The organism is Streptomyces sp. NPDC001056 (genome assembly GCF_053598955.1).
Genome location: NZ_JBSFLI010000015.1, coordinates 45,369 through 72,225 on the forward strand (window position 1 = coordinate 45,369; position 26,857 = coordinate 72,225).

General features: G+C 72.7%; 24 protein-coding genes. 19 read left to right on the plus strand and 5 right to left on the minus strand.

Features of this window, described 5'->3' with window-relative positions; translation table 11 throughout:
• The 8 genes from ACWDD7_RS19250 to ACWDD7_RS19285 all read left to right on the plus strand — a co-directional run bounded on the left by ACWDD7_RS19250 (position 1) and on the right by ACWDD7_RS19285 (position 7,186).
• Positions 1-1,161: a cupin domain-containing protein gene (locus ACWDD7_RS19250; protein WP_450458193.1), complete on the plus strand. Its 1,161-nt coding sequence runs from the start codon at positions 1-3 to the stop codon at positions 1,159-1,161.
• Position 1,162: 1 nt separating this feature from the next.
• Positions 1,163-1,987, plus strand: coding sequence for a fumarylacetoacetate hydrolase family protein (locus ACWDD7_RS19255; RefSeq protein ID WP_450458194.1), 825 nt, complete (start codon positions 1,163-1,165; stop codon positions 1,985-1,987).
• The gene (locus ACWDD7_RS19260) at positions 1,984-2,619 is read left to right on the plus strand and encodes a maleylpyruvate isomerase family mycothiol-dependent enzyme (RefSeq protein ID WP_450458195.1); all 636 of its coding nucleotides are present in this window, start codon (positions 1,984-1,986) and stop codon (positions 2,617-2,619) included. Before ACWDD7_RS19255 ends, ACWDD7_RS19260 begins: the two co-directional genes overlap by 4 nt.
• Before the next feature lie 11 nt (positions 2,620-2,630).
• On the plus strand, positions 2,631-3,905 hold the full coding sequence (locus ACWDD7_RS19265) for an FAD-dependent oxidoreductase (protein ID WP_351870889.1): 1,275 nt from the start codon (positions 2,631-2,633) through the stop codon (positions 3,903-3,905).
• A complete protein-coding gene (locus ACWDD7_RS19270) occupies positions 3,902-5,095 on the plus strand; it encodes a thiolase family protein (RefSeq protein WP_351870891.1) in 1,194 nt (397 codons plus the stop codon). The genes ACWDD7_RS19265 and ACWDD7_RS19270 overlap by 4 nt, the downstream gene beginning before the upstream one ends.
• Complete coding sequence (locus ACWDD7_RS19275; RefSeq protein ID WP_450458196.1) at positions 5,092-5,787, plus strand: 3-oxoacid CoA-transferase subunit A; 696 nt, start codon at positions 5,092-5,094, stop codon at positions 5,785-5,787. The genes ACWDD7_RS19270 and ACWDD7_RS19275 overlap by 4 nt, the downstream gene beginning before the upstream one ends.
• Positions 5,787-6,452, plus strand: a complete 666-nt coding sequence (locus ACWDD7_RS19280; protein WP_450458197.1) for a 3-oxoacid CoA-transferase subunit B — start codon at positions 5,787-5,789, stop codon at positions 6,450-6,452. Before ACWDD7_RS19275 ends, ACWDD7_RS19280 begins: the two co-directional genes overlap by 1 nt.
• 125 nt (positions 6,453-6,577) lie before the next feature.
• The gene (locus ACWDD7_RS19285; RefSeq protein ID WP_450458198.1) at positions 6,578-7,186 is read left to right on the plus strand and encodes a TetR/AcrR family transcriptional regulator; all 609 of its coding nucleotides are present in this window, start codon (positions 6,578-6,580) and stop codon (positions 7,184-7,186) included.
• Between the two features lie 16 nt (positions 7,187-7,202).
• Here ACWDD7_RS19285 and ACWDD7_RS19290 read toward each other — a convergent pair whose 3' ends face one another.
• From ACWDD7_RS19290 to ACWDD7_RS19305, 4 genes are read right to left on the minus strand one after another with little or no spacing between them, the layout of a single operon-like run.
• Positions 7,203-8,120, minus strand: coding sequence for a LysR family transcriptional regulator (locus ACWDD7_RS19290; RefSeq protein ID WP_351870903.1), 918 nt, complete (start codon positions 8,118-8,120; stop codon positions 7,203-7,205).
• Positions 8,121-8,130: 10 nt separating this feature from the next.
• Entirely contained in the window at positions 8,131-9,276 is a 1,146-nt protein-coding gene (locus ACWDD7_RS19295; protein WP_450458199.1) for an NAD(P)/FAD-dependent oxidoreductase, read from the minus strand.
• Entirely contained in the window at positions 9,273-9,461 is a 189-nt protein-coding gene (locus tag ACWDD7_RS19300; RefSeq protein ID WP_351870909.1) for a ferredoxin, read from the minus strand. The genes ACWDD7_RS19295 and ACWDD7_RS19300 overlap by 4 nt, the downstream gene beginning before the upstream one ends.
• The gene (locus ACWDD7_RS19305; protein WP_351870912.1) at positions 9,458-10,630 is read right to left on the minus strand and encodes a cytochrome P450; all 1,173 of its coding nucleotides are present in this window, start codon (positions 10,628-10,630) and stop codon (positions 9,458-9,460) included. The genes ACWDD7_RS19300 and ACWDD7_RS19305 overlap by 4 nt, the downstream gene beginning before the upstream one ends.
• Before the next feature lie 241 nt (positions 10,631-10,871).
• Here ACWDD7_RS19305 and ACWDD7_RS19310 point away from each other — a divergent pair, with 241 nt between their 5' ends.
• The 8 genes from ACWDD7_RS19310 to ftsH all read left to right on the plus strand — a co-directional run bounded on the left by ACWDD7_RS19310 (position 10,872) and on the right by ftsH (position 20,798).
• Positions 10,872-11,843: a phosphotriesterase family protein gene (locus ACWDD7_RS19310; protein ID WP_450458200.1), complete on the plus strand. Its 972-nt coding sequence runs from the start codon at positions 10,872-10,874 to the stop codon at positions 11,841-11,843.
• A gap of 34 nt (positions 11,844-11,877) precedes the next feature.
• Positions 11,878-12,831, plus strand: a complete 954-nt coding sequence (locus ACWDD7_RS19315) for a phosphotriesterase family protein (protein ID WP_351870917.1) — start codon at positions 11,878-11,880, stop codon at positions 12,829-12,831.
• A 12-nt stretch (positions 12,832-12,843) separates the two neighbouring features.
• Positions 12,844-13,962 carry an FAD-dependent oxidoreductase gene (locus ACWDD7_RS19320; protein WP_450458201.1) on the plus strand — a complete coding sequence of 373 codons (1,119 nt, stop codon included), beginning with the start codon at positions 12,844-12,846 and terminating at the stop codon, positions 13,960-13,962.
• Positions 13,963-13,966: 4 nt separating this feature from the next.
• Positions 13,967-14,890 (plus strand): alpha/beta hydrolase, encoded by a 924-nt coding sequence (locus tag ACWDD7_RS19325; protein WP_450458202.1) that lies wholly within the window; start codon positions 13,967-13,969, stop codon positions 14,888-14,890.
• 32 nt (positions 14,891-14,922) lie between these two features.
• A complete protein-coding gene (locus ACWDD7_RS19330; RefSeq protein WP_450458203.1) occupies positions 14,923-15,864 on the plus strand; it encodes an MBL fold metallo-hydrolase in 942 nt (313 codons plus the stop codon).
• A 17-nt stretch (positions 15,865-15,881) separates the two neighbouring features.
• Positions 15,882-17,648: a CocE/NonD family hydrolase gene (locus tag ACWDD7_RS19335; protein WP_450458204.1), complete on the plus strand. Its 1,767-nt coding sequence runs from the start codon at positions 15,882-15,884 to the stop codon at positions 17,646-17,648.
• 498 nt (positions 17,649-18,146) lie between these two features.
• Entirely contained in the window at positions 18,147-18,620 is a 474-nt protein-coding gene (locus ACWDD7_RS19340) for a cyclic nucleotide-binding domain-containing protein (RefSeq protein WP_351870930.1), read from the plus strand.
• Positions 18,621-18,791: 171 nt separating this feature from the next.
• A complete protein-coding gene (gene ftsH, locus ACWDD7_RS19345) occupies positions 18,792-20,798 on the plus strand; it encodes an ATP-dependent zinc metalloprotease FtsH (RefSeq protein WP_450458205.1) in 2,007 nt (668 codons plus the stop codon).
• Positions 20,799-20,801: 3 nt separating this feature from the next.
• Here ftsH and ACWDD7_RS19350 read toward each other — a convergent pair whose 3' ends face one another.
• The gene (locus ACWDD7_RS19350; protein ID WP_450458206.1) at positions 20,802-21,857 is read right to left on the minus strand and encodes a lysylphosphatidylglycerol synthase transmembrane domain-containing protein; all 1,056 of its coding nucleotides are present in this window, start codon (positions 21,855-21,857) and stop codon (positions 20,802-20,804) included.
• 644 nt (positions 21,858-22,501) lie between these two features.
• Here ACWDD7_RS19350 and ACWDD7_RS19355 point away from each other — a divergent pair.
• From ACWDD7_RS19355 to ACWDD7_RS19365, 3 genes are all read left to right on the plus strand, one after another.
• A complete protein-coding gene (locus ACWDD7_RS19355; protein ID WP_450458271.1) occupies positions 22,502-23,977 on the plus strand; it encodes a bifunctional aminoglycoside phosphotransferase/ATP-binding protein in 1,476 nt (491 codons plus the stop codon).
• Between the two features lie 885 nt (positions 23,978-24,862).
• On the plus strand, positions 24,863-26,041 hold the full coding sequence (locus tag ACWDD7_RS19360) for a 4Fe-4S dicluster domain-containing protein (RefSeq protein WP_351870940.1): 1,179 nt from the start codon (positions 24,863-24,865) through the stop codon (positions 26,039-26,041).
• Entirely contained in the window at positions 26,038-26,856 is an 819-nt protein-coding gene (locus ACWDD7_RS19365) for an FAD/NAD(P)-binding protein (RefSeq protein WP_450458207.1), read from the plus strand. The genes ACWDD7_RS19360 and ACWDD7_RS19365 overlap by 4 nt, the downstream gene beginning before the upstream one ends.
• Position 26,857: the final 1 nt, after the last annotated feature.

The window sequence follows — 26,857 nt, forward strand, 5'->3', positions numbered from 1 at the left end:
GTGACTGAGACCTCCCTAGCCCAAGACACCGCCACGGGTTCCCCGGTCCGGCTCCAGGCTGTCGCCGCACAGGGGCAGCCCGAGGTCACCCCGGCGCTCGAAGAGCTCTACCGGGGCTTCGAGCGGGAACTGCTCGTCCCGCTGTGGACCGAGATCGGCGACCTGATGCCGGCCCACCCGCGCTCGCGCGCCGTGCCCCACCTGTGGCGCTGGGAGCGGCTGCGGGAACTGGCGGCCCAGGCGGGCGACCTGGTTCCGGTCGGCCGCGGCGGCGAGCGCCGCGCCATCGCGCTGGCCAACCCCTCCCTCGCCGGCCGTCCCTTCGCCACGCCGACGCTGTGGGCGGCCATCCAGTACCTCATGCCCGGTGAGGACGCCCCCGAGCACCGGCACACCCAGCACGCCTTCCGCTTCGTGGTCGAGGGCTCGGGCGTGTGGACCGTCGTCGGCGGCGACCCGGTGCCCATGAACCGGGGCGACTTCCTTCCGCAGGCCGGCTGGAACTGGCACGCCCACCACAACGCCACCTGCGAACCGATGGCGTGGATCGACGGTCTGGACATCCCGTTCCAGTACGTCACCGAGGCGCAGTTCTTCGAGTTCGGCCGCGACGAGATCAGCGACGCCGAGCGCGCCACCCCGAGGCGCTCGCGCTCCGAGCGCCTGTGGGGCCACCCCGGCCTGCGCCCGCTGGCGGCCACCCCGACCACGCCCGGCAGCCCCCTGCTGTCCTACAAGTGGGAGTACACCGACGCGGCTCTGCGCGACCAACTCCTGCTGGAGAAGGAGGGCTTCGGCGGCACCGTGGAACCCGGCCACGCCGCGGTGCGCTACGCCAACCCGCACGACGGCTCCGACGTCCTGCCGACCGTCCGCGCCGAGTTCCACCGCGTCGCCCGCGGCGCCGAGACCGCGCCGGTGCGCGAGACCGGCTCGTCCGTGTACCAGGTCTTCGACGGCTCCGGTGTGGTGACCGTCGGCGACACCTCCTGGACGGTCACCCGCGGCGACCTCTTCGTCGTCCCGTCCTGGGAGCCGTTCGCAGCCAGGTCCGAGGCCGGCACGACCGACTCCGACGCGGGCGGCCTCGACCTCTTCCGCTTCTCCGACGCGCCCGTCTTCGAGGCGCTCCGGCTCGACCGCACCCAGAAGGACGCCTGACATGAAGCTCGCCACCATCCGCACCGCCGACGGCACCCGGGCGGTCCGTCTCGACGGCGACCACCTGGTCGACCTCGGGTACGCCGACCTGGGCGAGCTGTTCGCCGAGGCCGACTGGCGCACCAGGGCCGCCGCCTCCGGCGCCCGCCACCCCGTCGAGGGCGCCGACTTCGCGCCGGTCGTGCCCAACCCGTCCAAGATCATCTGCGTCGGACACAACTACACCAACCACATCAAGGAGATGGGCCGGAACCTGCCGGACTACCCGACCCTCTTCCCGAAGTTCGCCGACACCCTGCTCGGTGCCCACGACGACATCGCCAAGCCGGCCGAGACCGACGCGCTCGACTGGGAGGTCGAACTGGCGGTCGTGATCGGCAGGGCGGTACGCCGCGCCGACGAGCGGCAGGCCGCCGACGCCATCGCCGGCTTCACCGTCATGAACGACATCTCGGCGCGCGACTGGCAGTTCCGCACCATCGAGTGGACCCAGGGCAAGATCTGGGAAGCCTCCACCCCGGTCGGACCCTACGTCGTCACCCCCGACGAGGTCGGCGGCGTCCGCCCCGCGCTCGCGGTGCGCACGGTCGTCGACGGCCAGGTCATGCAGCGGGACGACACCGGCACGCTGCTGTTCGACCCGGTGTTCCTGGTGCGCTACATCTCCACCATCGTCACCCTGCGCCCCGGCGACATCATCGCCACCGGCACCCCGGCCGGCGTGGGCAACGCCCGTGACCCGAAGGTCTTCCTGCGCCCCGGCAACACCGTGGTCACCGAGATCTCCGGCCTCGGCACCTGCACGAACAAGGTGGTCGAGGCATGACGCGGGCCACCCCCCGGACCCTCGCCGACGCGCGTGCCTGGGCCGGCGCGGGCACGAGGCTGGTGCTCGCCGCCGTCGCGGACCTCGACGAGGCCGGCTTCTTTGCCGACAGTCTGCTGCCCGGCTGGACCCGCAAGCACCTCGCCGCACATGTCGCCGCGAACGCGGACGCCCTGTGCAACCTCGTCCACTGGGCGGCCACCGGCGAGGAGACGCCGATGTACGCCTCCGCCGAGGAGCGCGCCGCCGGCATCGCCAAGGGCCCCGCCCTCTCGGCCGACGAGCTGCGTTCCTGGCTGACCGGCTCCGCGCGACGGCTCGCCGAGGGACTCGACGCGCTCACCGACGAGCAGTGGCGCAACGAGGTCGTCACCGCCCAGGGCCGTACGGTCCCCGCCACCGAACTCCCCTGGATGCGCGCCCGCGAGGTGTGCGTCCACGCCGCCGACCTCGGCACCGGCGTCACCTTCGCCGACCTGCCGGACGGCTTCCTGACCGCGCTGGTCGGCGAGGTCCGTGACAAGCGCGCCCTGACCGAGCTGCCCGACGGGCCGCTGCCGGAGGTCGCGGCCTGGCTGACCGGCCGCCCGCACTCGCTCGCCGACGCTCCCGAGCTCGGCCCGTGGCTCTGAGGAGTCCAGTCATGTCCCATCCTGATGTCATCGTCGTCGGCGGCGGCCTCGGCGGCCTCGGCGCCGCGTTCTCGCTGACCCGCCAGGGCCTGCGCGTCCGCCTGCTGGAGCGCGCCCCGGCCTTCGGCGAGGTCGGCGCCGGCATCCAGCTCGCGCCCAACTGCACCCGCATCCTCGACGACTACGGCCTGCTCGACGAGGCCAAGAGCCTCGGCGTCGTCCCCGACTCCATGGTCATGCGCGACGCCGTCGACGGATCCGAGCTGACCCGGCTCGACCTGCGCGACCTGGAGCGGCGCTACGGCTACCCGTACCTGGTCATCCACCGCAGCGACCTGCACGGCCTGCTGCTGCGCGCCTGCGAGCGCGCCGGCGTCGAGCTGATCACCGACGCGCAGGCCACCTCGTACGAGAACACCGGCGACGGCGCTCGCGTGACCCTCGCCTCCGGCGAGACGCACGAGGCCGGCGTCGTCATCGCGGCCGACGGACTGCACTCCCCGGCCCGCAAGCTGCTCGTGGACGACGAGCCCGTCTCCTCGGCGTACGTCGCCTACCGCGGCACCGTGCCCGCCGAACTGCCGCGGGTGCGGTCCACCGACCTCGGCGAGGTCGTGGTGTACGTCGGCCCCTCCTGCCACTTCGTGCACTACGGCCTGCGCGGCGGCGAACTGCTCAACCAGGTCGCCGTCTTCGAGTCGCCCAAGGCCCTGGCCGGTCAGGAGGACTGGGGCACGCCCGACGAACTCGACGCCGCCTTCGCCAGGACCTGCGACTTCGTCCAGGACGGACTGCCGTTCATGTGGCGGGACAAGTGGTGGCGGATGTTCGACCGCGACCCCGTCATGACCTGGGTGCGCGGCCGGATCGCGCTGCTCGGCGACTCCGCGCACCCGCCGCTGCAGTACATCGCGCAGGGCGCGGTCATGGCGATCGAGGACGGCTGGGTGCTGGGCGAGCACGTCGCCCGCAACCGGACCGCGGACGGCACCGTCGACTGGGACACCGCCCTCGCCGCCTACGAGGCGGTCCGCCCGGAGCACTGCCGGCGCGTGCTGAGCACCTCCCGCGCCTGGGGCGAACTGTGGCACCTCGACGGCGTCCCCCGCGAGCAGCGCAACATACTCCTGCGGGCCCGCGACACCTACGACTACTCGTTCGTCGACTGGCTGTACGGCCCGACCGCGCTGACGCCGGACGAGGAACCGCCCATGTTCCGCCCGATCCCGCTGTCCGCGGCGGACGCCGAGGTCCCGCCTCCCGTCGTGGAAGGCAGCGCAGCGTGAACGACGCCTACCTGTACGCGGCCGTCCGCACCCCGTTCGGCCGCTTCGCCGGAGCCCTCGCCGGGGTACGTCCCGACGATCTCGCGGCGACCGCGCTGCGCGGCCTGCTGGACCGGGCGCCCGGCCTCGACCGGGCCGAGATCGGCGACGTGGTGTGGGGCAACGCCAACGGCGCCGGCGAGGACAACCGCAACGTCGGCCGGATGGCCGTCCTGCTGGCCGGGCTGCCGACGAGCGTGCCCGCCACGACGGTCAACCGGCTGTGCGGCTCCGGCCTGGACGCGGCGATCAACGCCGCGCGCACCCTGGAGTCCGGTGACGCGGACGTCGTCGTCGCCGGCGGTGTGGAGTCCATGACCCGGGCACCCTGGGTGCTGCCCAAGCCGGAACGGGCCTTTCCCGCCGGTGATGCCAGGGCCGTCTCCACCACGCTGGGCTGGCGTCTTGTCAACCCGGCGATGCCGAAGGAGTGGACGGTCTCGCTGGGGGAGTGCAACGAACTGCTGCGGGACAGGTTCTCCATCTCCCGCGAGCGGCAGGACGCGTTCGCGGTGCGCTCCCACCGGCTCGCCGCGCGCGCCTGGGACGAGGGCTTCTACGACGACCTCGTCACGACCGTCCCGGGGCTCGCCCGCGACGAGGGCATCCGCCCCGACACCGATCCCGGCCAACTGGCCGCCCTCAAGCCGTCGTTCCGCCCGGACGGGACGATCACCGCCGGCAACGCCTCCCCGCTCAGCGACGGGGCGTCGGCGCTGCTGATGGGCACCGCGGCCGCCGCCGACCGGATCGGTCTGGACCCCGTCGCGCGCGTCGCCGGGCGCGGCGTGCACGCTGTCGAGCCGCAGATGTTCGGCTACGCGCCCGTCGAGGCCGCGCGGAAGGCGCTGCGCCGGGCCGGCATCGGCTGGGACGACGTGGGCGCGGTCGAGCTGAACGAGGCGTTCGCGGTGCAGTCGCTCGCCTGCGTCGACGCCTGGGGCATCGACCCGGAGATCGTCAACACCCGGGGCGGCGCCCTCGCCATCGGCCATCCGCTGGGCGCCTCCGGCGGCCGGCTGCTCGGCACCCTGGCGAAGGTGCTGCGCGAGCGGCGCAGGCGCTGGGGGGTCGCGGCCATCTGCATCGGTGTGGGCCAGGCCCTCGCCGTCGTACTGGAGAACGTCGCCGGGGAGGTGAGCGCAGGATGAGCGCGACCACCGTCGCCGCGACACCCGACGAGGCCGTCGCCGGCATCGCGGACGGTTCCACCGTCCTGGTGGGCGGTTTCGGTCTGGCGGGGATGCCGTTCGATCTGATCGACGCCCTCATCCGGCAGGGCGCCGGTGAGCTGACCGTGGTGTCCAACAACGCCGGCAACGGGGACGTGGGCCTGGCCGCGCTGCTCAAGGCAGGCCGGGTGCGCAAGGTGATCTGCTCCTTCCCCCGGCAGAGCGACTCCTACGTCTTCGACGACCTGTACCGGGCGGGCCGGGTGGAGCTGGAGGTGGTGCCGCAGGGCACCCTGGCGGAGCGGATGCGGGCCGCCGGTGCGGGCATCGGCGCCTTCTACAGCCCCGTCGGCGTGGGCACGCCGCTCGCCGAGGGCAAGGAGACACGGCGGATCGACGGGCGCGTCCACGTCCTGGAGCACCCGATCAAGGGGGACGTGGCCCTGGTCTCCGCGCATCGGGCCGACACCGTGGGCAACCTCGTCTACCGCAAGACCGCACGGAACTTCGGGCCCGTGATGGCCACCGCGGCGCGGCTGGTCGTCGCCCAGGTCACGGAGATCGTGCCGGCGGGGGAGATCGACCCGGAGACCGTGGTCACCCCGGGTATCTACGTCGACCGCCTGGTGCGGGCGCAAGCCCGCCGGCTCACCGTCCGAGGAGCCCGCTGATGACGATCGCAGCACCGGTGGAGCACACCGGCCGGCCGCCGCTCACCACCGAGGAGCTGGCGGCCCGCGTCGCCCGCGACATCCCGCCCGGCTCCTACGTCAATCTCGGCATCGGGCAGCCGACCCGGATCGCCGAGCATCTGCCGGCCGACGCCGGGATCGTGCTCCACACCGAGAACGGCATGCTCGGCATGGGGCCGGCCGCGGTGGGCGACGAGGTGGACCCCGATCTCACCAACGCCGGGAAGGTGCCGGTCACCGAGCTGCCGGGGGCGTCCTACTTTCACCACGCGGACTCCTTCGCGATGATGCGCGGCGGTCACCTGGACGTGTGCGTCCTCGGGGCGTTCCAGGTCTCCCACCACGGCGACCTGGCCAACTGGCACACCGGCGACCCGGACGCCGTCCCGGCCGTGGGAGGCGCGATGGACCTGGCCGTCGGGGCGCGGCGGGTGCTGGTGATGATGAGGCTGTTCACCCGGGACGGCGCGCCCAAGCTGGTGTCCGCGTGCACGTACCCCCTGACCGGTACCGGCTGCGTGAGCCTGGTCTACACCGACCACGGTGTCTTCGAGCCCGGCCCGGACGGGGTCCGCGTGCGGGAGACGTACGGCATCACGGTGGCCGAGCTGCGGGGGCGGCTCGGCGTCGACCTCCTCGACTGACCCACGGGCGGTGCCGCGCGGTCCGCGGCACCGCCCGCTTTACGGTCGGTCAGGGAACTGTGCGGCGCGTGCGGCGCGGAATCGGTGTGTACGGCCGCGATGCGGCGGCGCGTTAGGATCCCGGCATGGCGAACCTTCGACAGGCGCAGAAGCAGATGACGCGCCGCTTGCTGCTGGAGTCGGGACTTGAGCTGTTCACGACGAAGGGATACGCCGCCACCACGGTCGACGACATCGCGACCGCGGCGGGCACCACCCGGGTGACGTTCTACGCCTACTTCCCCTCCCGCAGCGAGCTGATGAAGGCGCTCATCGACGAGCGGCTCAACGAGGCCCTGCAACGGGTCAGTTCGCCCGAGCACGGCTCCACCGCCCAGAGCCTGGTCGCGACCGTGGCCGACGGGACGCCGGAGGCGATCGGCGCCTGGTTGCGGCACACCGCCGACAGCTGGCCGGCGATCCGGCCGATCATCCGGGTGGGCCGGGACGCCGCGGCGATCGACCCGGAACTCGCCGACCTGGTGGAGCGATGGCTGGAGGAGGCCATCAGGGACATCGAGGACGGACTGACGGCGGCCGGGCGCTTCGCACCTCATCAGCGCCGCTTCCGGGGCGTGCTGGCCATGGCCGAGCTGGACTACGTCGCCCAGCACTGGGACGGCGCCGACTGGAAGCTCACCCGCGAGCAGATGCTCGACGAACTCGGCGCCAGCTGGGTGCGGTTGCTCAACTGACCGCCGCCGCCCGAGGTCAGGCCGCGGCCTCGAACAGCAGCGCCCGCAGCCAGGCCACGAAGGACCGGTCGGACAGACGCGGGTTCCACACCATGTCGATGCCGAGCCCGGGCAGCGGGAACGGGAACTCCTCGATCCGCACGTCGGCGAGCGTCCGCATGGTGGCGGCGACCCGGTACCGCAGGAGCGCGACGCCGCCCGCGCGGGCGACGAGGAACGGCACCAGCAGGAAGTCGGAGATCCACTGGCCGACCCGGTAGGGGATCTGCTTGTCCTCCAGCACCGAGTACGGGAAGACCCGCCGTTCGGTGTCGACCACGATGTGCCGCTCGGTGGTGAGCAGTTCGAGCGCACTCGCCTGCGGCGGGGTCTCCGGGGAGGCGACCACCACGCAGCGGTCGTCGTACAACCGCTCGCGCGGGTGGGGCGAGAAGTGCCCCTCGGAGATCAGTACCACGTCGACGCCGCCCTCGGTGAAGGTGGCCTCGGTCGGCACCGCGATCGTCCGCACGCGCAGCGTGGCGCGCGGCGCGCGCTCGGCGACGAGCCGCGTCAGCCGGGGGCCGATGACGAACGCCGTGCTGTTCGTCATGGCGACCGTGATGACCCGTTCGTCCGTGGCGGGGTCGAAGCAGGGGAACTCGACGATCTGCGCCGTCTGCTGGAGCGCGCTGCGCAGCGGCGCGATCAGCTCCAGCGCCCGCGGGGTGAGCGTGACGCCGCTGCCCTGCCGGACGACGAGCTCGTCGCCCAGCAGGCGCCGCATCCTGGTCAGGGCGTGGCTCATGGCCGGCTGCGACAGCCCGACCCGTTCCGCCGCCCTGGTCACCGAACGCTCCTCAAGGAGCGCGAGAAGGGGTACCAGCAGGTTGAGATTGACCGACGCCAGCCGGTCCAGCCCCGAAACCGGGGTGCTCTCACCGTCGTCGCTCATGGAGCGAACCCTACGTCGCCGCCCCGGTCATGCGACGCAGCCGGGGAATGGGGATGCGGTGGTCGAGCGCCGCGGCGGTGGTGGTGGTGCCGTCCTCCTGCGACCAGGTCAGCAACGCCGGTCCGCCGCCGGGCGCTCCGTCGGCGTACGCCGGTTCCCCGGCCGCCGGAAGGTGCCCCACCGCCTTGAGGGTCAGTCCGAACTGCTCGGTCCAGAAGTACGGCTGGAAGGTGAGCGGCGGTGCGCCCGTGCCGTGGACGAGCGCCCGGGCGGCCGCCTTCGCCTGCTCGACGGCACTGCTCCACAGGGGGATGCGGCGCGGGCCCTGCGCGGTGGGGAGGGCCGCGAGGTCACCGGCCGCCGCCACGTCGGGGCGGGCCAGGCCCCGCGCGTCGACCGGTACGGCGCCGTTCGCGACGAGACCGGTGCCGGCGAGCCACTCCGTGTTGGGCACGTCGCCGACGGCCGTGAGCAGGAGTTCCGCGGTCAGGACCGCGCCCTCCTCCAGCACGACCCGGGCGTCGCCCGGCCGCCCCTCGACCCGGGCCCCGCCGGTCTCGACGAGGGTGAGTCCCCGGTCCCGCGCGGCGGCGGTGAAGACACCGGCGAGGTGCGGACCGAGCTGCGCGGCCAGCGGCATCCCCTGGGAGACGAGGGTGACCGGGCAGCCGGCGGCCAGGCATCCCGAGGCGATCTCCATGCCCAGCGGGCCGCCGCCGACGACGAGTACCGAGGGCCGGCCCGCCAGGCGGCGGCGCAGCGTCAGCGCGTCGTCGAGTCCGCGCAGGGTGATCTCGTCGGGCAGCTCGGACAGCCGCCGCGCCCGGGAGCCCGTGGCGAGGACGACGCGGTCGTACGGCAGCGCGGTGCCGTCGTCGAGCGTGACGATCCGCAGGTCGAGGTCGAGCCCGCTCGCGCGCACGCCCAGGAGCTCGGTCGCCCCGTGGCCGGCCGGCGGGAGCGTGTGCGAGGAGACGTCGGCGCCGTCGAGCAGCAGCGCCTTCGACAGGGCGGGGCGGCTGTACGCCGGGTGCGGCTCGTCGCCGACCACGGTCAGTTCGCCGTCGAACCCGGCCTCGCGGAGCGTGTCGGCGGCGGTGAGCCCGGCGATCCCGTTGCCGACGACGACCACGCGTTCCAGGGTGCCGGTGCTCATCCGAGCCTCAGTGCGGCGACCGGGCACATCCGGGCGGCGGCGTTCGCGGCGGCGGTGTCGGCTCCGTCGACCTCCTCGCGGTCGAGGACCAGTTCGCCCTCGTCGTCGAGGTGCATGAGCTGCGGGGCGGCCTCTTCGCACAGACCGTGGCCCTCGCAGCGGGCGCGGTCGAGAACGATCCTCATACGGGGATCACCTCCAGGACGGGGAGCTCTTCGATGCTCCGGGTGATGTTGCTGGGAACACGGACCTCGGGTCCGACGACGAGGCGCTCGACGCGCCGGGACAGCGCCTCGATCACGGCGTGCGCCTCCAGCCGGGCGAGCCCCTGGCCCGCGCAGCCGTGCGGGCCGTATCCGAACGACAGGTGGTCGGCCGGGTTGCGTTCGACCAGGAAGGTGTCCGGGTCCTCGTAGTGCCGGGGGTCACGGTTGCCGGCGCCGAGCAGTACCGCGATCTGTGCGCCCGCCGGGACGACGGTGCCCTCGATGTCGACGTCCCGGGTGGCCAGCCGGCCCCAGACGTTGACGGGCGTCCAGAAGCGCAGCACCTCGTTGAACGCGCCCGGTATCCGCGACGGGTCGAGGCGCACCCGTTCGAGCTGGTCGGGATGCGCGGCGAAGAGGGCGACGGCGTTGCCGATCGCCGCGACGGTCGTGTCGACGCCGGCGCCCAGGTACTGGTGGATGATGTGGCCGGCCGTGCCCTCGGGGACGGCGCCGCGCGCCTCGGCATCGAAGATGCCCCGGCCCACGGAACCCTCGGCCAGGTCGTCGGCCGTGACCTCGGAGCACCATGCGTACAGTTCCCCGGCGATGGGGAAGCTCTCCGCCGTGCGCTGGTTCATCGGGCCGAGCACCTGCATGGCGGCCTGGCCCCAGCGCAGCATGTTGTCGCGTGTGCGTCCGGTGAAGCCGATCAGGTCCGCGACGACCTCCAGGGGGAAGGCACGGGCGAGGGCGTCGACGGCCTCGAAGGACCCCTTCGCGACGAGATCGGCGACCAGCGCGTCCGCCTTCGCCTCGATCCGGCCCTTCAGGCCGCGCAGGGCGCGCGGTGAGAGGTTCTCGGTGAGCGTGGCACGCAGCCGGGTGTGCACCGGCGGGTCGGAGGCGAGCGAGGTACCGGTCAGCGCCTGGTTGGCCGCCGGGTTGAACGCGATCGACGCCGAGGAGAACGACTCCCAGTCCGCGAGCGCGCGGCGGATGACGTCGTACCGCGTCAGCGCGTAGACGTCGTTCCTCGGCAGGTGGACGACGGGGCCCAGGTCCCGCAGCTCGGCGTGGGCAGGACACGGGTCCAGGACGACCTCGTCGGCGAAGAGGTCGACGTCTGAGGTGGGCGGTGTGCTCATGGCCCCAGTGAAGTGGCCGAGTTTACATCCATCAAGTGAATGATTTACATGGCGTTACATGCACGGCATTCATGCGACATCCCGCTGTGCCTCCGTGCTCTGATCTTCGGCCTGGACGCAACCCTCAGTGCATTGTTTTTTCGTGGTGTTCGTTTCATTGACGTTGTGTAAACCGAATGGTTAGCGTGACGGCAGCCACAGGGTGCGCCGTCGCACCCCACACCGGACACGTGAGGCAGTCATGAGCGTGAACAGCAACACCGTGAACACCGTCCTCGGCCCGGTGCCGGCCGAGGAGTTGGGCGTCGTCTCGGTCCACGAGGCCCTGCTGTCGGTGCTCCCCGGTGCGGAGCACGCCTTCGACATCACCTTCGACCGGGCCGAGATCTTCGAGACACTGGCCGCGAAGCTGCGGGACTTCCGCGCCCACGGCGGCGGCACGATCGTCGACAGCACCGGCATGTTCCACGGACGGGACGTCCGGCTCTACGAAGCCCTGTCCCGTACGACCGGCGTCCACATCGTCGCCTCGACCGGCCAGGGCCCCGAGGAACTCCTCGGCGGGTACTTCCTCACGCCGCAGACCAACCCGCCGACGCCGTGGCCGGCCGACAGGTTCGCCGACCTCTTCACCCGGGAGATCACCGAGGGCATGGTGGTCCCGCGTGTGGAGCGCCGCGCCCCCGCAGGGCTGGTGGCCACCGCGGTGACGCCGACCGGCATGACCGCGACCGACGAGAGCCTCCTGCGCGGCGCGGCCCGCACCGCCCTCGCCACCGGCGTCGCGGTCTCCGTCCACCACGGCGGCGACGCGGTCCACGACCTCGGCACCGTGCTCGACGAGAGACTGCCGGCCGACCGGGTCGTCGTCGGCGGGCTGGACCGCAAGGACGCCGTCGCCGCCGGCGCGCCCGCGAAGGTCGCCGGCCTGGGTGCCTACGTCGCGCTCGACCACGTCGGCACCGAGGACGCCGAGCACATCACCGACGCCGAACGCGCCGGCCTGGTCGCCGACCTCGTGCGGGCCGGCTTCGCCGACCGGATCCTGCTCTCCGCCGGCGCGACCGGAGTGGCGAAGGGCCACCCCGCGAACGACCTCCCGTACAGCCACGTCCTGACCGCCTTCGTGCCGCTGCTGAAGGCACGGGGCCTCGGCGACGACGTGCGGCGGATTCTCGTGGCCAATCCGCGCGACCTGCTCGCGACGCGCTGAACGACCGTCAAGTCTCTTCTCAAAGGTGAGTGTTGTGTCGAGAGTGAACACCGTCCTGGGGCCGATCCCCGCCGACGAGCTGGGGCTCGTGGCGATCCACGAGCACATCGGGTACGGCATGCCCGGCTCGGAGCTGGACACGAAGTGGTGGAAGACGCCCGAGCAGCGCTACGAGGAGACCGTCCCCAAGCTGCGCAGGTTCCACGAACTGGGCGGCGGCACCTTCGTCGACGCGACCGGCATCTGCAACGGCCGCGACGTGGACCACTACAAGTCCCTGTCCGCGAAGACCGGCGTCCACATCGTCGCCTGCACCGGCTTCGTCGGCGGCGACACCGCGCTGCCGCACTTCGCCCGAGCCGACGTCGACTACCTGACCCGGCAGTTCGTCCACGAGATCACCGTCGGCATCGGTACCACCGGCAGCCTCGCCGGCGTCATCAAGGTCGGCGTGAGCCGCGGCGGCCGTATGACGGACCTGGACAAGCGCATCTACCGCGCCGCGGCCCGCGCCTCGCTCACCACGGGCGTGCCGATCCTCACCCACCTCGCGATCGACGCCGAGAACGCGATCGCGATCTTCGAAGAGGAGGGACTGCCCCTCGACCGCGTGCTGTTCGGGCACGTCGACGACGGCGTGAACGCCGACAGGACGCGCGACGTCTGGATCGCGGAACAGGGCGGCCGCATCGGCTTCGACACCTTCGGCTACGAGACCGAGCTGCCGGACCCGCCCTTCTGGGCCCGCCCCCGCAAGGAGCGGCTGGACCACTTCCTGCGGTTCATCGGCGAAGGCCGGCTCGGCCGGGTCCTCGCCTCCGCCGACGCCAACTGCAGCCCCCTGGGCTGGCCCGGCGTCGAAGGACACACCGTCAACTACATCTTCGACGACCTGATCCCCGACCTGCGCGCCGCCGGCCTGGACGAGGCCGCCATCAAGACGATCTTCGTCGACAACCCCGCCGACTTCCTGACCATCCAGAAGTAAGAGAGAACCACCATGCAGTCCTCGGACCTGAGAAACCTGAAGATCGCCGTGGTCGGAGCCGGATACGGCGGCGCCGCGGCAGCCAAGGCCCTGAGCCTGCTCGGCGCCGACGTGAACGTCTACGAGCAGGCGAACCGGATCCGTGAGGTCGGCGCCGGCATCGGTCTGCGTCCCGCCACGATCAACCGGTTCCGCCAGTGGGGCATCTTCGACGCGATCGCGAAGGTCAGTTCCCCCAGCGAGTACTTCGAGATCCTCACCGCCACCGGTGAACCGATCATGAAGGAGGGGTGGCCCGCCGCCGGGGACCAGACCCACACCCATCTGATCCACCGCGGCGACTTCATCGACGCCCTGCTGGGCGTGCTGCCCGAGGGCATGGTGCACCTGGGCCACAGGCTGCGCACCGCCGAGGACAAGGGCGACAGTGCCGTCCTCACCTTCGAGAACGGCAGGACCGTCGAGGCGGACCTGGTCGTCGGCGCCGACGGCATCAAGTCGGTCGTGCGGCACCAGCTGTTCAGCGACAAGGGCCCCGTCTTCTCCGGCGAGCACGCCTACCGCGCCGTCATCTCCGTCGCCGACGCCCATGGCATGGTCGCCGACGACAACCTCCGGATGTACATCGGCAAGGGCACCAAGGTCTACCTGCTGCCGCTGCGGCACCGGGGCCAGGTGTCGTTCGACATCACCGCCCTGTGCCCGGACGACACCTGGACGCCGCGGATCACCAAGGACGACCTGCTGGCGACGGTGCGGGGCTTCGACGAGCGACTCGTCGCCATCACACGCGACCTCGACATGGACAGCGTGAACATCCGCGCGGTGTACGACATCGACCCCGTCGACACCTGGCACTCCCGCTCCGTCGTCCTCGTCGGCGATGCCGCCCACTCGATGCTGCACCACCAGGGCCAGGGCGCGAACTCGGCCATCGAGGACGCCGGGGCGCTCGCCGACGCCCTGCGCGAAGCCGACTCCCCGCAGGAGGCGCTGGCGCTGTACCAGGCCACCCGCAAGCCGGTGACCGACACCTTGCAGGCCGTCTCGCGCCAGGGCTGGACGGAGGACGAGATCAACGACGTCTTCCCCGGCCAGAAGCCCGCGACCGCCGCCGCACCGAAGGAGTGACGTCATGCCGCTGCATCCCGAGATCGCCGAGTTCCTCGCCGGCCTGCCCACCCCGCCCGAGGGCCCGCTCGACCCGGCCGCCCTGCGCGCCGCCGACGAGGCGCACGTCGCGCCCGTCGAGGAACGCCTGCCGCTGCACGCGGTGCGGGACGTCACGGCGCGGACCGCGTCCGGCGACGTCCCGGTGCGGATCTACACGCCGACCGAGGCCGAACGGCACGGCCTGCTGGTGTACTTCCACGGCGGTGCCTTCTTCCTCGGCAGCCTGGAGACGCACGACCACGTCGCGCGCTCGCTGGCCGCGGAGACCGGGCTGAAGGTCGTCTCCGTCGGCTACCGCCTCGCGCCCGAGGCCGCCTTCCCCGCCGGACTCGACGACTGCCACGCCGTCGTACGGTGGGCCGCCGAGGAGGGGGAGGACCTGGGCTGGGACGGTACGACCCTCGCCGTCGCCGGCGACAGCTCCGGCGGCAACCTCGCCGCCGCGGTCGTGGCCCGCGCGCACGACGAGGGCTTCGACCGGATCACCCACCAGATCCTCTACTACCCCTCGCTGGACCTGGACTTCGAGGTCGACCGCTACCCGTCGCTGCGGGAGAACGCGGTCGGCTACGGCCTGGAGACGGCGGGCCTGAAGCCCTTCAACGCCTTCTACCTCGACAGCGGCGCCGACCCCGCGGACCCGCTCGTCTCGCCGGTCAAGCGAGCCGACCTCGCCGGGCTGCCGCCGGCGCTCGTCGTCACCGCCGAGTTCGACCCGATGCGCGACGAGGGCGAACTCTACGGCCGGCGGCTCCAGGAAGCCGGCGTGGCGGCGACGGTGCGCCGCTACGAGGGCGCGAACCACGGATTCGTGCAGCACTTCTCCTGGACCGCGGAGTACCACGAGGTCTTCGCCCTGACCCGCGACTTCCTCGGCCGGCACTGAGCCCACCCAGGTACGAGTTCGAAGAGAGAGCCATGACGCACGCAGTCGACGTCCATCCCCTGGTCTCGCCATGGGGCCGGTTCGGTCTGTACAGCTTCTTCCTCGACGCACCCGAGCCGGCGATCGTGGACACGGGCATCGCCTCGTCGCCCGCCGAAGGGATGGCTCCGGCGCTGGAGGCGATCGGCCGCCGCATCGAGGACGTCCGCTGGATTTTGCTGACGCACGGTCACATCGACCACATCGGCGGGGCGTACGCCCTGTGGGAGCTCACCGGCCGGCGCGCACAGGTGGTCATCCACGAGGCCGACGCACCGCTGCTCCGCTCCAGGAGGGCCCATGTGGAGGAGTACCGCGCGGGCCGCGGCCGCTACCTGCGCGACCCCGAGGGCGAGGCCAGGGTGGCGGCGGCCGCGGAAGCCGTCATCTCCGGCGAGATGGAACCCACCCTGCTCGTCAGGGGCGGCGAGCGGCTCTCCCTGGGCGGCGACGTCACCGTGTCGGTGCACTCGCTCCCCGGCCACACGCCCGGCTCGGTGGCCTACGCCGTCGACGGCCGGCGGTCGGTGTTCGCCGGCGACGCCGTGCAGGTCCACGGTGCCGCCAACGGCTTCCCCGGCTACACGGACCCGGCCGCGTACCGTGCGGGGCTGCGGCACCTGCGCGACGAGGTCGGTCCGCGGAACCTGTACCTCGGGCACCCGTACCGCCGCGCCGACGGCACGCCGTACGGCGTCGAACTCGACGAGGCGCAGGCCCGGGAGGCCCTCACCCAGAGCCTCGCCGCCGAACATCGCGTCGCGACGGCCGCCTGCGCCTGCCTGGAGGCCGGGCTGCGGGAGACGGACTCGCCGTACTCACCCTTCGCCCCCGTCGCCGACGCGCTCGGCTACACCGGCGACCCGGCGCTGGAGCCGTCGCCGTTCTTCACCTCGCTGCACGGCTACCGCGCGCAGCACCACCCGACCGTGTAGTACAGGAGCTTCTCACCATGACCGACCTTCCCACGATCCGGGCGGGCGAGCAGACCATCGCCGTCCGCAAGGACCTGCGCGTGCCGATGCGGGACGGCGTCGAACTCGCCGTGGACGCCTACCACGGCGTGGACGACACGCCGCGGCCGGCGCTGATCGCGATGAGCGCCTACGGAAAGGAACTGCAGGCCCTCGCCCTCACCACACCGCCGCAGCGTCGGCCCAGCCCGATGTGGGACGGCTGCATCGAGGCCGGCGACATCGCCCGCGTCGTCCGCGAGGGCTACGTCCACGTCATCGGCGACATGCGCGGCACCGGCGACTCCGGCGGCGTCATGATCGGCAACTACAACTTCGGCGGAGTGCCCCAGGGACAGGACCTCTACGACCTGATCGAATGGGTCGCCGCCCAGCCGTGGTGCGACGGCAACATCGGCATGATCGGCATCTCGTACTTCGGCTCGATGCAGGTGCTCGCCGCCGCCGAGCGTCCGCCGCACCTGAAGGCGATCTTCGTCAGCGGGGGCCACTACGACTTCTACGAGACGACGTACCACGGCGGGATCATGTGGTTCATGCCGCGCGCCGCCCGCGAGGGACGCGGCGGTGACTCCGGGATCGCCCACACGAACGTCACGTCCCGCATGCAGGCGGTCCACAGCCCCGAAGAGCTGCGAAAGCTCGTCGACGAGCGGCTGGACGACCCGGACGTGGCCGCCTGGCCCAACCTCGTCCACGTGCTCAAGTACCCCAGGAACCGCGAGTTCTGGTTCGACATCGTGATGAACCCCCTCGACGGCGACTGGTACGAGGAGCGCAACCCGGTCAACCTGGCCCGGAACATCGACATCCCCGTCTATCTGCAGATCGACCAGGGCCGGGGCTGGACGGTGGACGGACACATCGAGCTGTTCAACGTGCTCAAGGGCCCCAAGAAGCTGGACATCGGCTCCTACCCGCCGATGCAGTCGCGCCCCTGGATCGAGGAGCACGACAAGATGTTCCGCTGGTACGCGTACTGGCTCAAGGGCGTCGACAACGGGATCATGGACGAGCCGCCCGTGAGCGTCTTCGTGGAGGGCTCGCGCGAGGTGGTCACCGCGGCACAGTGGCCGCCGAAGGAGATCGAGCACCGGAGCCTGTACCTGCGCCCGCGCCACAGGCTCTCCTTCGAGCCGGAGTACATGGGCACCGAACACGCCGCACCCGACGGGTTCTACCAGGCGCCGCTCACCGTCACCGACAAGGTGGAGGTGCTGGGGTGGAGCACCGAGCCGTTCGAGGAGCCCACCGAGTTGATCGGCACCGGCGCGGCCCACCTGTTCGCCTCGATCGACCAGGACGACACCAACTTCATCCTGCGGCTCTGGGACGAGGCCCCCGGCGGCAAGCGGCAGCTGATCACCACCGGCTACCTCAAGGCGTCCCACCGGGAACTCGACGAGGAGCGCACCACCGAGGGCGACCCGTACCACCCGCACACCCGGGCGGTGCCGGTGGAGCCCGGGAAGATCGAGGAGTACGTGCTGCGGCTCTACCCGTTCGCCGCGACCTTCCGGCCGGGGCACCGCCTGGTGGCGGAACTGTCGAACGACGAGCCGTTGGCCGACGCGCACAACGCCCTGCTGCCGCCGGACGCCTTCCACCTGCCGGTGGGCCGCCCCGTCACCCACAAGATCTACCGCGACGCGGCACACCCCTCCCGTCTGGTCCTGCCGTTCACGACGGCCACGGCACCGGACGCGACGCGAGCGGGCGGCGCGTCCCTCCGGGACAGCTCCTGACGAGGCCGACACCGCCCGGGGGACCGCCGTACCCCCGGGCGGCCGGCCTCACCGCGGGGCGCCGGTCCATGGACAGCCGGGAAGAGCGCCCGGGACGGTGAGCGCGGATGCCCGGCCGACCCTAGGCTGAAGGCATGGACGGTGAAGAACACGTCTGCCCCGCCTGCGGGCGGTCCGTGGCGGAGGTCGTCCGGCGGTACAAGACCCTGGGCGTGTGGGTGCCCGTACGGGGACCCGGGCCGTGCCGGAACCCCGAGTGCAGGGATTTCGCCCGCCCTGCTCGGCGGCACCGGACGGAGCGCGTACGGCGGAAAGGCGCGCAGGTCCCGTAGACGTCGTACGGGCCGTGCCGCGGACCGGGTGCCTTCGGGCCCGGAGGCCGGATTCGGGAGGAACGAGGATGACCATCCCCCGGGATGCCGGAACGGTCCCGCACGGACGGCCCACGGCCGCCGGCGAACCGCCCCACGACGGGGCCACGCGGAAGCGGGCACCGGGATGACCTCCGGAGCGGACCCCGCGTCGCCCGGCCTCCTCGCGGCCCTGCCCCCGGAGCACCGGGAGCGGCTCATGAGCCTCGCGCACGAGGTCCGGTACGCCGATGGCGCCCGGGTGTTCGAGGAGGGCGGGGCGGCCGACCGCTTCTGGGTCATCCGCACGGGTACGGTCGCCCTCGACATCCACATTCCCGGACGCGGCCCCGCCGTCGTCGAGACGATCGGGGCGGGCGCACTCCTCGGCTGGTCCTGGTTGTGCCCACCGCGGCAGTGGCATCTCGGAGCCGGGACCCGGAGCCCCGTGACGGCCTGGGAGTTCGACGCCGCCGCGGTCGGTGAACTGTGCGCCGCGCACCCCGATCTCGGCCTCGCACTGGTCACCCTGGTCGCCGGAACGATCGGACACCGTCTGCGCGCGACCCGCACCCGCCTCCTCGACCTGTACGGACCACCACGGACCGGACCGAGGCCATGACCCTCGTGCCCCGGTCCCGCGCGGCCGGTCGTCCGGCGGTCCGGGCGCGCGCCGGACGGCTCCCACCGGGGCCGTTCGACCCCTGACGCCCGGGAAGGTCGACCCCTGCCACCCGGGAAGGAGCGGGTCGAGGCTGGTAGTCAGGGCTCATACCGACAGGAGGGCGTGGGAGTGGTCATCACACGAGTGCGGATGCCGCACCGGCATCCGACGCCGCCCGCCAAACCCGGGCCGTCGGACGAACCGCCCACACCTCCGTCCCGGCAGCCGCAGCCGGCCGGCGGACGGTGGATCTTCTGGTGGGTCCTGCTGACCCTCGTCGTCGTCCTGCTGCTCTCCCGCGCCCGCTCAGGGCCCCACACGACATCGCTCTCCTACAGCGACTTCGTCGGAAAGGTGGGCGCCAGCCAGGTGCAGATGGTCGACATCGACGACAAGGGCGCGATCAGCGGCACGCTGAAGGACGGCACGAAGTTCACCACCCAGATCCCCACCGCGTTGGGCACGGGGGCCCAGCTCCAGCAGCAGCTGACCTCGCACCACGTGCAGATCAAGGCCGGTCAGAGCAGCAGCGGCGGCGGCTCGGCATGGCTGTCCGTGCTGCTCACGTTCCTGCCGTTCCTGCTGCTGGTCGGGTTCTTCGTATGGATGGGACGCCGGGCCGCGGGATCGATGACCGGCGGCCTGAGTGCCATCGGACGCTCGCGCGCGAAGATCATCGAGGCGGAGCGGCCCACCACCGGCTTCGACGACATCGCGGGGTACGACGGGGTCAAGCAGGAGATCAGCGAGGTCGTCGACTTCCTGCGCAATCCCGCCCGGTACACCGCCGCGGGGGCCAAGGGACCCCGTGGCGTGATCATGGTGGGGCCGCCCGGCACCGGCAAGACGCTCTTCGCCCGCGCCGTCGCCGGCGAGGCGGATGTGCCGTTCCTGTCGGTGACCGGCTCCGCGTTCGTGGAGATGTTCGTCGGCGTCGGCGCCTCCCGCGTGCGCGACCTGTTCGAACAGGCCCGCAAACGCGCCCCGTCGATCATCTTCATCGACGAGATCGACGCGCTCGGATCACGGCGCTCCGGCGGATCACGGCTGGGCGGAAACGACGAACGCGAGCAGACACTCAACCAGCTGCTCTCCGAGATGGACGGCTTCGACCAGTCCAGCGGCATCGTCGTCCTCGCCGCCACCAACCGCCCCGACGCCCTCGACCCGGCCCTGCTGCGGCCCGGACGTTTCGACCGCCAGGTCACCGTGCCGCTGCCCAACCAGGCCGAGCGTGCCGCGATCCTCGCCGTCCACACCCGGGACAAGCACCTGGCCCCGGACGTCGACCTGGACGCCGTGGCCCGTGCCACGCCCGGCTTCTCCGGCGCCGACCTGGCCAACCTCGTCAACGAGGGCGCCATCAACGCCGTACGCAGCGACCGCACCCGGATCGAACCGCACGACCTGGACGCCGCCCGCGATCGCGTCCTGCTCGGACGCCGGGAGTCCTCCAACGCCCTGCTGCCCGAGGAACGCCGTTCCGTCGCCGTGCACGAATCGGGTCACGCCCTGGTCGCGGCCCTGTGCGAGCACGCCGACCCCGTGGCGAAGGTGACCATCCTGCCGGCGGGCGTCACCCTCGGTGTCACCGAGCAGCTTCCGGAAGCCGAACGCCACCTGTACAGCGAGAACTACCTGACCGACCTCCTGGCGGTACGCCTGGGCGGGCGCGCGGCCGAGCTCGTGGTCTTCGGCGAGGGATCGACCGGAGCCGCCAACGACCTGGCCGGAGCCACCCAGATCGCCACCCGCATGGTCCGCGAGTTCGGCCTCTCGCCCGAACTCGGACCCGTCGGCTACGCCACGGCCCCCTCGCACTTCCTCGGCGAGACCACCGACGAGCCCGGCCGGCCGCTGTACTCGGAGCAGACCCAACGCGTCGTCGACGAAGAGGTCACCCGGCTGCTGCGCCAGGCCGAACAACGCGCGATCACGCTGCTGCGCGACCACCGGGGCGCCCTGGAACGCCTGGCCGGACAACTGGTCACCCACGAGACCGTCGACGGCTCCGTCGTCCTCGACGCCCTCCGCCGGGAACGCGGCCGAGCGGACGGAAGCGACGACGCCCCCGCCGCCGACGCGACGCCGTCCCCGGGGAACCCGGTGCCGAAGGTGCACACTCCACCCTCATGACCGTCAGGTTCGTCTCCTCGACGAACGGTCTTGTTCAAGGGTCAGGCCGATCCAGCACGCCCAGCCGATCGGCTGGAGCGCCCAGTAGCTGACGACGCGATAGAGGAACGTCGCGGCGATCGCCTGACCGGGCGCCATGCCGTAGACGACGAGCAGCGCCGAGAGGGTCGCTTCGGCGATGCCCAGGTTCCCGGGCGTCAGACGCAGGCTGCCCGCCACCTGTGTGAGCGCGTAACAGAGAAGGAGACCGCGCCACGGCACCCCGATGCCCAGAGCCCACATCCCAGCGGCCAGGCATGCCGCGTCGAACGTCCAGTTGAGAAGGGCGAACAGGACCGGCCACAGCCACGGCAGCAGCCCGGGCTGCACACGGCGGGCCTGGCCGACCAGACGGCCCAGATCCGACTCCATCCGCCGGACCCGCCCGTACCGCGCGCCGCCGTACCTCCAGACACGCCGCAGCAGATGCCGGAAACGCGCCCAGCGCGAGAGGCCCAGGAGGACGAGCCCGACGGCGAAGGCCGCCAGGAGCACGGCGAGTACCGGGCGTACGAAGGCGGCAGGGCCGGCCGGTCCGGCCGTGACCAGGCCGAGGAACAGCAGGAGGAACAGGCTCAGGGCGGAGGCCGTCCCGGCGGCGACCAGGACAGCGAGCGCCAGCACCTGGCCCGCGCCGCGCCGGGACACGTACTGCGACAGCCATGCCGCCGAGAACGCCGCGCCACCCGGCAGCGTGCCCGCCAAGGCGTTGGCGGCCACCGTGGTGCAGGTCATCCTGCGCAGGCTCCACCACACCCCGCCCGTCCGCAGCAGCCAGCGCGGACCGGCGGCGAAACACAGGAGGGACGCCGCCTCAAGTGCCACCGCCGCCGCAAGACCCGGCAGGCGGACACGCGTGATCAGGTGATACGCCTCCGCGAGCTCGCGCCGCCGGAAGAGCGCGACCACAGCCGCGGCGACGAGGACCAGCCCCGAGCACAGCCACCAGAGCCGGCCCGGCCAGGAGCGGAACGCCGGTGACGGGTCGGCGCCCCCGATCCCGGACGTCGGCTCCGTCATCGGTCATCGCTTTCGAGAACAGCGGGGAGGACCGCGGCCCGGTCCCGGCGGCGGTCGTGGACTCCTCCGCGAGCCTTCACTTCTCCGAGCATATGAAACGGGCCCGAGCACTGCGCCTCGTCGCTTTCGCGGCGACCGGGTCCTCCCGGCCGTCCCCACCCCCGCGCCGACCCCTTCGCGCAGGTCCACATGCGCGGTGCGGAGGACCGGGGGATGCTCGAAGGGGAGTTCGTCGCGCCCGGTATACGGGTGACGTCCGGACCGTCCGCACGGTCGGGCTCGTCGCCCGTCGCTCGTTCACCGTCCCCTTCCCCTTCCGACGAGACGGAGGCCGCCGCCTTGCAACCAGCCGTCACCGTGGGCCTCCATGGCTCGCCCGGAAGCGTGGCCGCCGCACGTGCGGCCGAGGCCCAAGGGCGCGAACCTGTCGAGCGCGCCGACGTGGTGCGCGCCGCGCGCCTGGGGCAGGAGAGCCGCCGGCGTCGTACGGGTGCCACGCCCCGCCTCGGTCCGGTGGCGCGGGCCGCCGCCTCGCACGGGCGTCGTTCCTCATGACCGAGCCCGGCCTCCGCGAGCCCCGGGCCGGCGCCTCCGCTGCCGGGCAGGGTGCCCGGCACGACGGTGAGCCGCCGCTCGGCGCGGGCGTGTGCGAGACCCACACCGCGACGCTGTTCTTCGTCGGCGACCGGGCCTACAAGGCGAAGAAGCCGGTCTCTCTCGGATTCCTGGACTACACCACGGTCTCGGCGCGCCGGGCCGCGTGCGAGCGGGAGATCACCCTCAACCGCCGCTTCGCCCCCGACGTCTACGTGGGCCTGGGTGAATTCCACAGCCCGGAGGCGGAAACGCCCGAACCGTTCGTGGTGATGCGCCGCATGCCGGAGGAGCGCCGCCTTTCCCGCCTCGTCCGAGCGGGAGCCCCCGTGGACGACGTCCTGCGAACCGTCGCCCGGCAGCTGGCCGCCTGGCACGCGGTCGCGCCCCGCGGCCGCGACGTGGACGAACAAGGCACGCGAGATGCCCTGTCGGCACGGTGGGAGGCGAGCTTCGCGCAGGTCCACGCCCTGGCCGTGGAGGGCGCCCTCGCCGACGACCTGCCGCGGGTCGAGCAGCTGGTGCGCCGCTATCTCGCCGGTCGCGAGCGGCTGTTCGAGACCCGTATCGAGCAGGGGCGGGTGGTCGACGGCCACGGCGACCTCCTCGCCGAGGACGTCTTCTGCCTCGACGACGGCCCCCGGGTGCTGGACTGCCTGGAGTTCGACGACCGACTCCGCTACGTCGACGGCCTGGACGACGCCGCCTTCCTCGCCATGGACCTCGAACACCTCGGCGCCCCCGACGCCGCCGCGTATTTCCTCGCCCGGTACGGCGAGTATTCGGGGGACCCCGCGCCCCCTTCGCTCTGGCATCACTACGTCGCCTACCGCGCCTTCGTCCGCGCCAAGGTCTCGGTGATCCGGTCCCGTCAGGGCGCCCCCGACGCCGAGCCGGCGGCGCGGCGGCTCGTCTCCATGACGCTGCGCCACCTGCGTACCTCGGCGATCGGCCTCACCCTCGTCGGCGGGCTGCCGGGCAGCGGGAAGTCGACACTCTCCGGAGCCCTGGCCGACCGGCTGGGGGTCACCCTGCTCAGCAGCGACCGCGTCCGCAAGGAGCTGGCGGGGATACCGGCGGAGCAGTCCGCGGCGGCCGGCTACGGCGAGGGGCTGTACACGCCCGAGTGGACGGCCAGGACGTACGCCGCCCTGCTCGACCGCGCGGCCGCCCTGCTCGCCTCCGGCGAATCGGTCGTCCTCGACGCCACCTGGTCCGACGGCGCACAGCGGGACGCCGCGGTCCGTATGGCCGAGCGCGCCGGCGCGGACCTGGTCGCGCTCCACTGCCATGTGCCGGGCGACGTCTCGGCGGCCCGCCTGAGCACACGCGCCCCCGGCGCGTCCGACGCCGGCCCCGAGATCGCCGCCGCCATGGCCGACAGGGAACCGCCGTGGCCCGAAGCCGTCCCGGTCGACACCAGCGGTGCGCTGGACTCCGCCGTCGCCCAGGCGCTGGCCGCGGTACGCCCGTGGGGCACCGGCGAGGCCCCGGTCTTCCGCCGCCCCCGCACGGAACCGGACTGATCTTCGCGGACCCGGTGGGCGGGGTTCGCCCACGGGCGCCGCGGGCGACGGGACCGGTCCACGGCCGGACCGACCGGGTCCGCGGCCGCCGCTCGCCCGAGACGGTGACCGAGCGGACTCCCAGGAGGTGAATCCGCATGGTGCCCCGGCTCCGGCTCACGCTGCTCGGCGTGGGCGCCATGGCGTCGCCGCGCTTCGCACCGGCCGGGCTGCTGGTCGCCTGTGGTGTCCACCGGGTCGCCTTCGACGGCGGCCCCGGGGCGGAGCCGCCGGCGGGGCGGTTGGACGCCTGGCTCGTCACCGACGAGCGGGCCGAGCTGCGTTCCGCCCTGCGACGGCTCGCCGCCGAGCGCGGGCTGGTGCCGCGTATGGCGGACGCGGACGTGGGAGGCTTGCGCATCAGGGCGCTGCCGGTCGCGCACACCTCCCATCCGACGTGCGGTTACCGCATCGAGGCGGGGACGGGGGTGGCGGTGTGGGCCCCGGAGTTCCGGACCTTCCCCGCCTGGGCGGAGGGTGCGGACCTGATGTTCGCGGAAGCCTCGTGCTGGGACCGCCCCATCCGCTTCCGCGGCGGAGCGGGCGGGCACGCCCCCGTGCGGGAGGTCGGCGCGGAGGCGGTCGAACACCGGATCGGACGGCTGGTCTACGCGCACATCGGCCGCCCCTGCCTGCGGGCCATGGACGCCGGCCGGACGCCGGAGTACGGCGAGGGGGGCGGGAGGGGCACACGTACTCCCTCCCACCGCACGGCCGGGCGCGCTGATCGCCCGGGACCGGCGGACCCCGTGGGCGTGCCCGCGGCTCCGTCGGCGCGACGTGGTACGGGAAATGCTGCGATCGTGGGCTCGGGGGACGGCGGTGTTGTGCTGAAGGAGGCCGGTCATGAGTGCCGACGCCGATGTGAACGCCTCCCGGCGGTCCGGGCCCGACGGGCTCGTCATGGGCAAGGACGGACTGGCGGCGCTCGTGGATGTGCTGATCCGGCGCGGTTTCACCGTGGTGGGGCCCACGGCGCGGGACGGCGCGATCGTGCTCGCGGAACTGACCTCGGCCGACGAGCTGCCCTACGGATGGGGCGTCGAGCTGGAGGCGGGGCGGTACCGGCTGCGGGAGCGCTCGGACGGCGCGGCCTTCGCCCATGCGGCAGGCCCCCAGTCGTGGAAGTCGTTCCTGCATCCGTCGCGGGTACGGGAGTGGCGCGCCGACCGGGTGGAGGGCGAACTGGTTCTCACGGCCGACCGGGCCGCGCCGCCTCGGTACGCCTTTCTGGGGGTGCGCCCCTGCGATCTGCGGGCCATCGCGGTCCAGGACCGGGTGCTGACCGGCGGGGCGTACCGCGACCCCGGCTACGAAGGACGACGCTCCGGGGCCCTGCTGATCGTGGTCGAGTGCACCGAGCCCGGTGCCACCTGCTTCTGCGCCTCGATGGGCACCGGACCCGCGGCCGGTCCCGGCCACGACCTGGTGATGACCGAAGTGGTCGACGCGGGCGGCCACCGCTTCTGGGTGCGCGGCGGAAGCCGGGAAGGCGCGGAGATCCTGGCAGAGCTGCCCACTCGTCCGGCCGACCCGGAAACCCGGGAGACGGCTCGGGCGGGTGTCACGGCCGCCGCGGACCGCATGGGACGGTCCATGCCCGAGGCCGACCTGCGGGAGCTGATGGCCGGAACGCTCGACGCACCCCGCTGGGACGACGTCGCCGGGCGGTGCCTGACCTGCGGCAACTGCACCATGGTCTGCCCCACCTGCTTCTGCACCACCACCGAGGACGTCACCGACCTCACCGGCGACCACGCGGAGCGCTGGCGGCTGTGGGACTCCTGCTTCGACCTGGACTTCTCCAACCTCCACGGCGGGCCGGTCCGCGCCTCCACGCGCAGCCGCTACCGGCAGTGGATGACTCACAAACTCGGCACCTGGTACGACCAGTTCGGGTCGTCCGGCTGCGTGGGATGCGGACGCTGCATCGTGTGGTGCCCCGTCGGCATCGACATCACCGAGGAAGCGGCCGCCCTGCACGACTGGACCCGGCCCGAGCGGCCGGCGGCGGAGCCGTCATGAGCACCGTGGTGCCCCCGATGCCGTACCGCGTCGTGGACAGCTGGGCCGAGACCGGCGACACCCGCTCGATCGAGCTGGTACCGGCCGGAGAGGGACTCGCCCCCTTCTCGCCGGGTCAGTTCGCGATGATCTACGCGTTCGGGGTGGGCGACGTGCCCGTCTCGGTCAGTTCCCTGCGCGGCGGCCACGGAGGGCACGTGCACACCGTGCGCGCGGTGGGCGCGGTCTCGACCGCGCTGTACCGGCTGCGCCCCGGCGACACCGTCGGGCTCAGCGGGCCGTACGGCACCGGCTGGGACCTGGGGGCGGCGGTCGGCCACGACGTCCTGGTGATCGCCGGCGGTATCGGGCTGGCTCCGCTGCGGCCGGTCGTCCACGCGGTCCTGGAGCGGCGGGACGCGTACGGCCGGCTCGCGGTCCTGGTCGGCGCCCGTACCCCGGCCGATCTGCTCTACCGGGACGAGATCGGGGGTTGGCGCGACTCGGCGCGGGCGGAGGTGACCGTCGACCGGCCGGCGCCGGGCTGGCAGGGCGCGGTGGGTGTGGTCACCACCCTCCTGGACCACCTCGACCTGCGCCCCGGACGAACCTGTGCGCTGGTGTGCGGACCCGAGGTGATGATGCGTCACACCGCACGCGATCTCGTGGCACGGGGGCTGGCCCCGCACCGTGTCCAGGTGTCCTTGGAGCGGAACATGCACTGTGCCACCGGCCACTGCGGCCACTGCCAGCTCGGCCCGCTGCTGCTGTGCCGTGACGGGCCGGTGGTGGGCTACGACCGCGCGGCACACCTGCTCCTCGTGAGGGAGTTGTGAC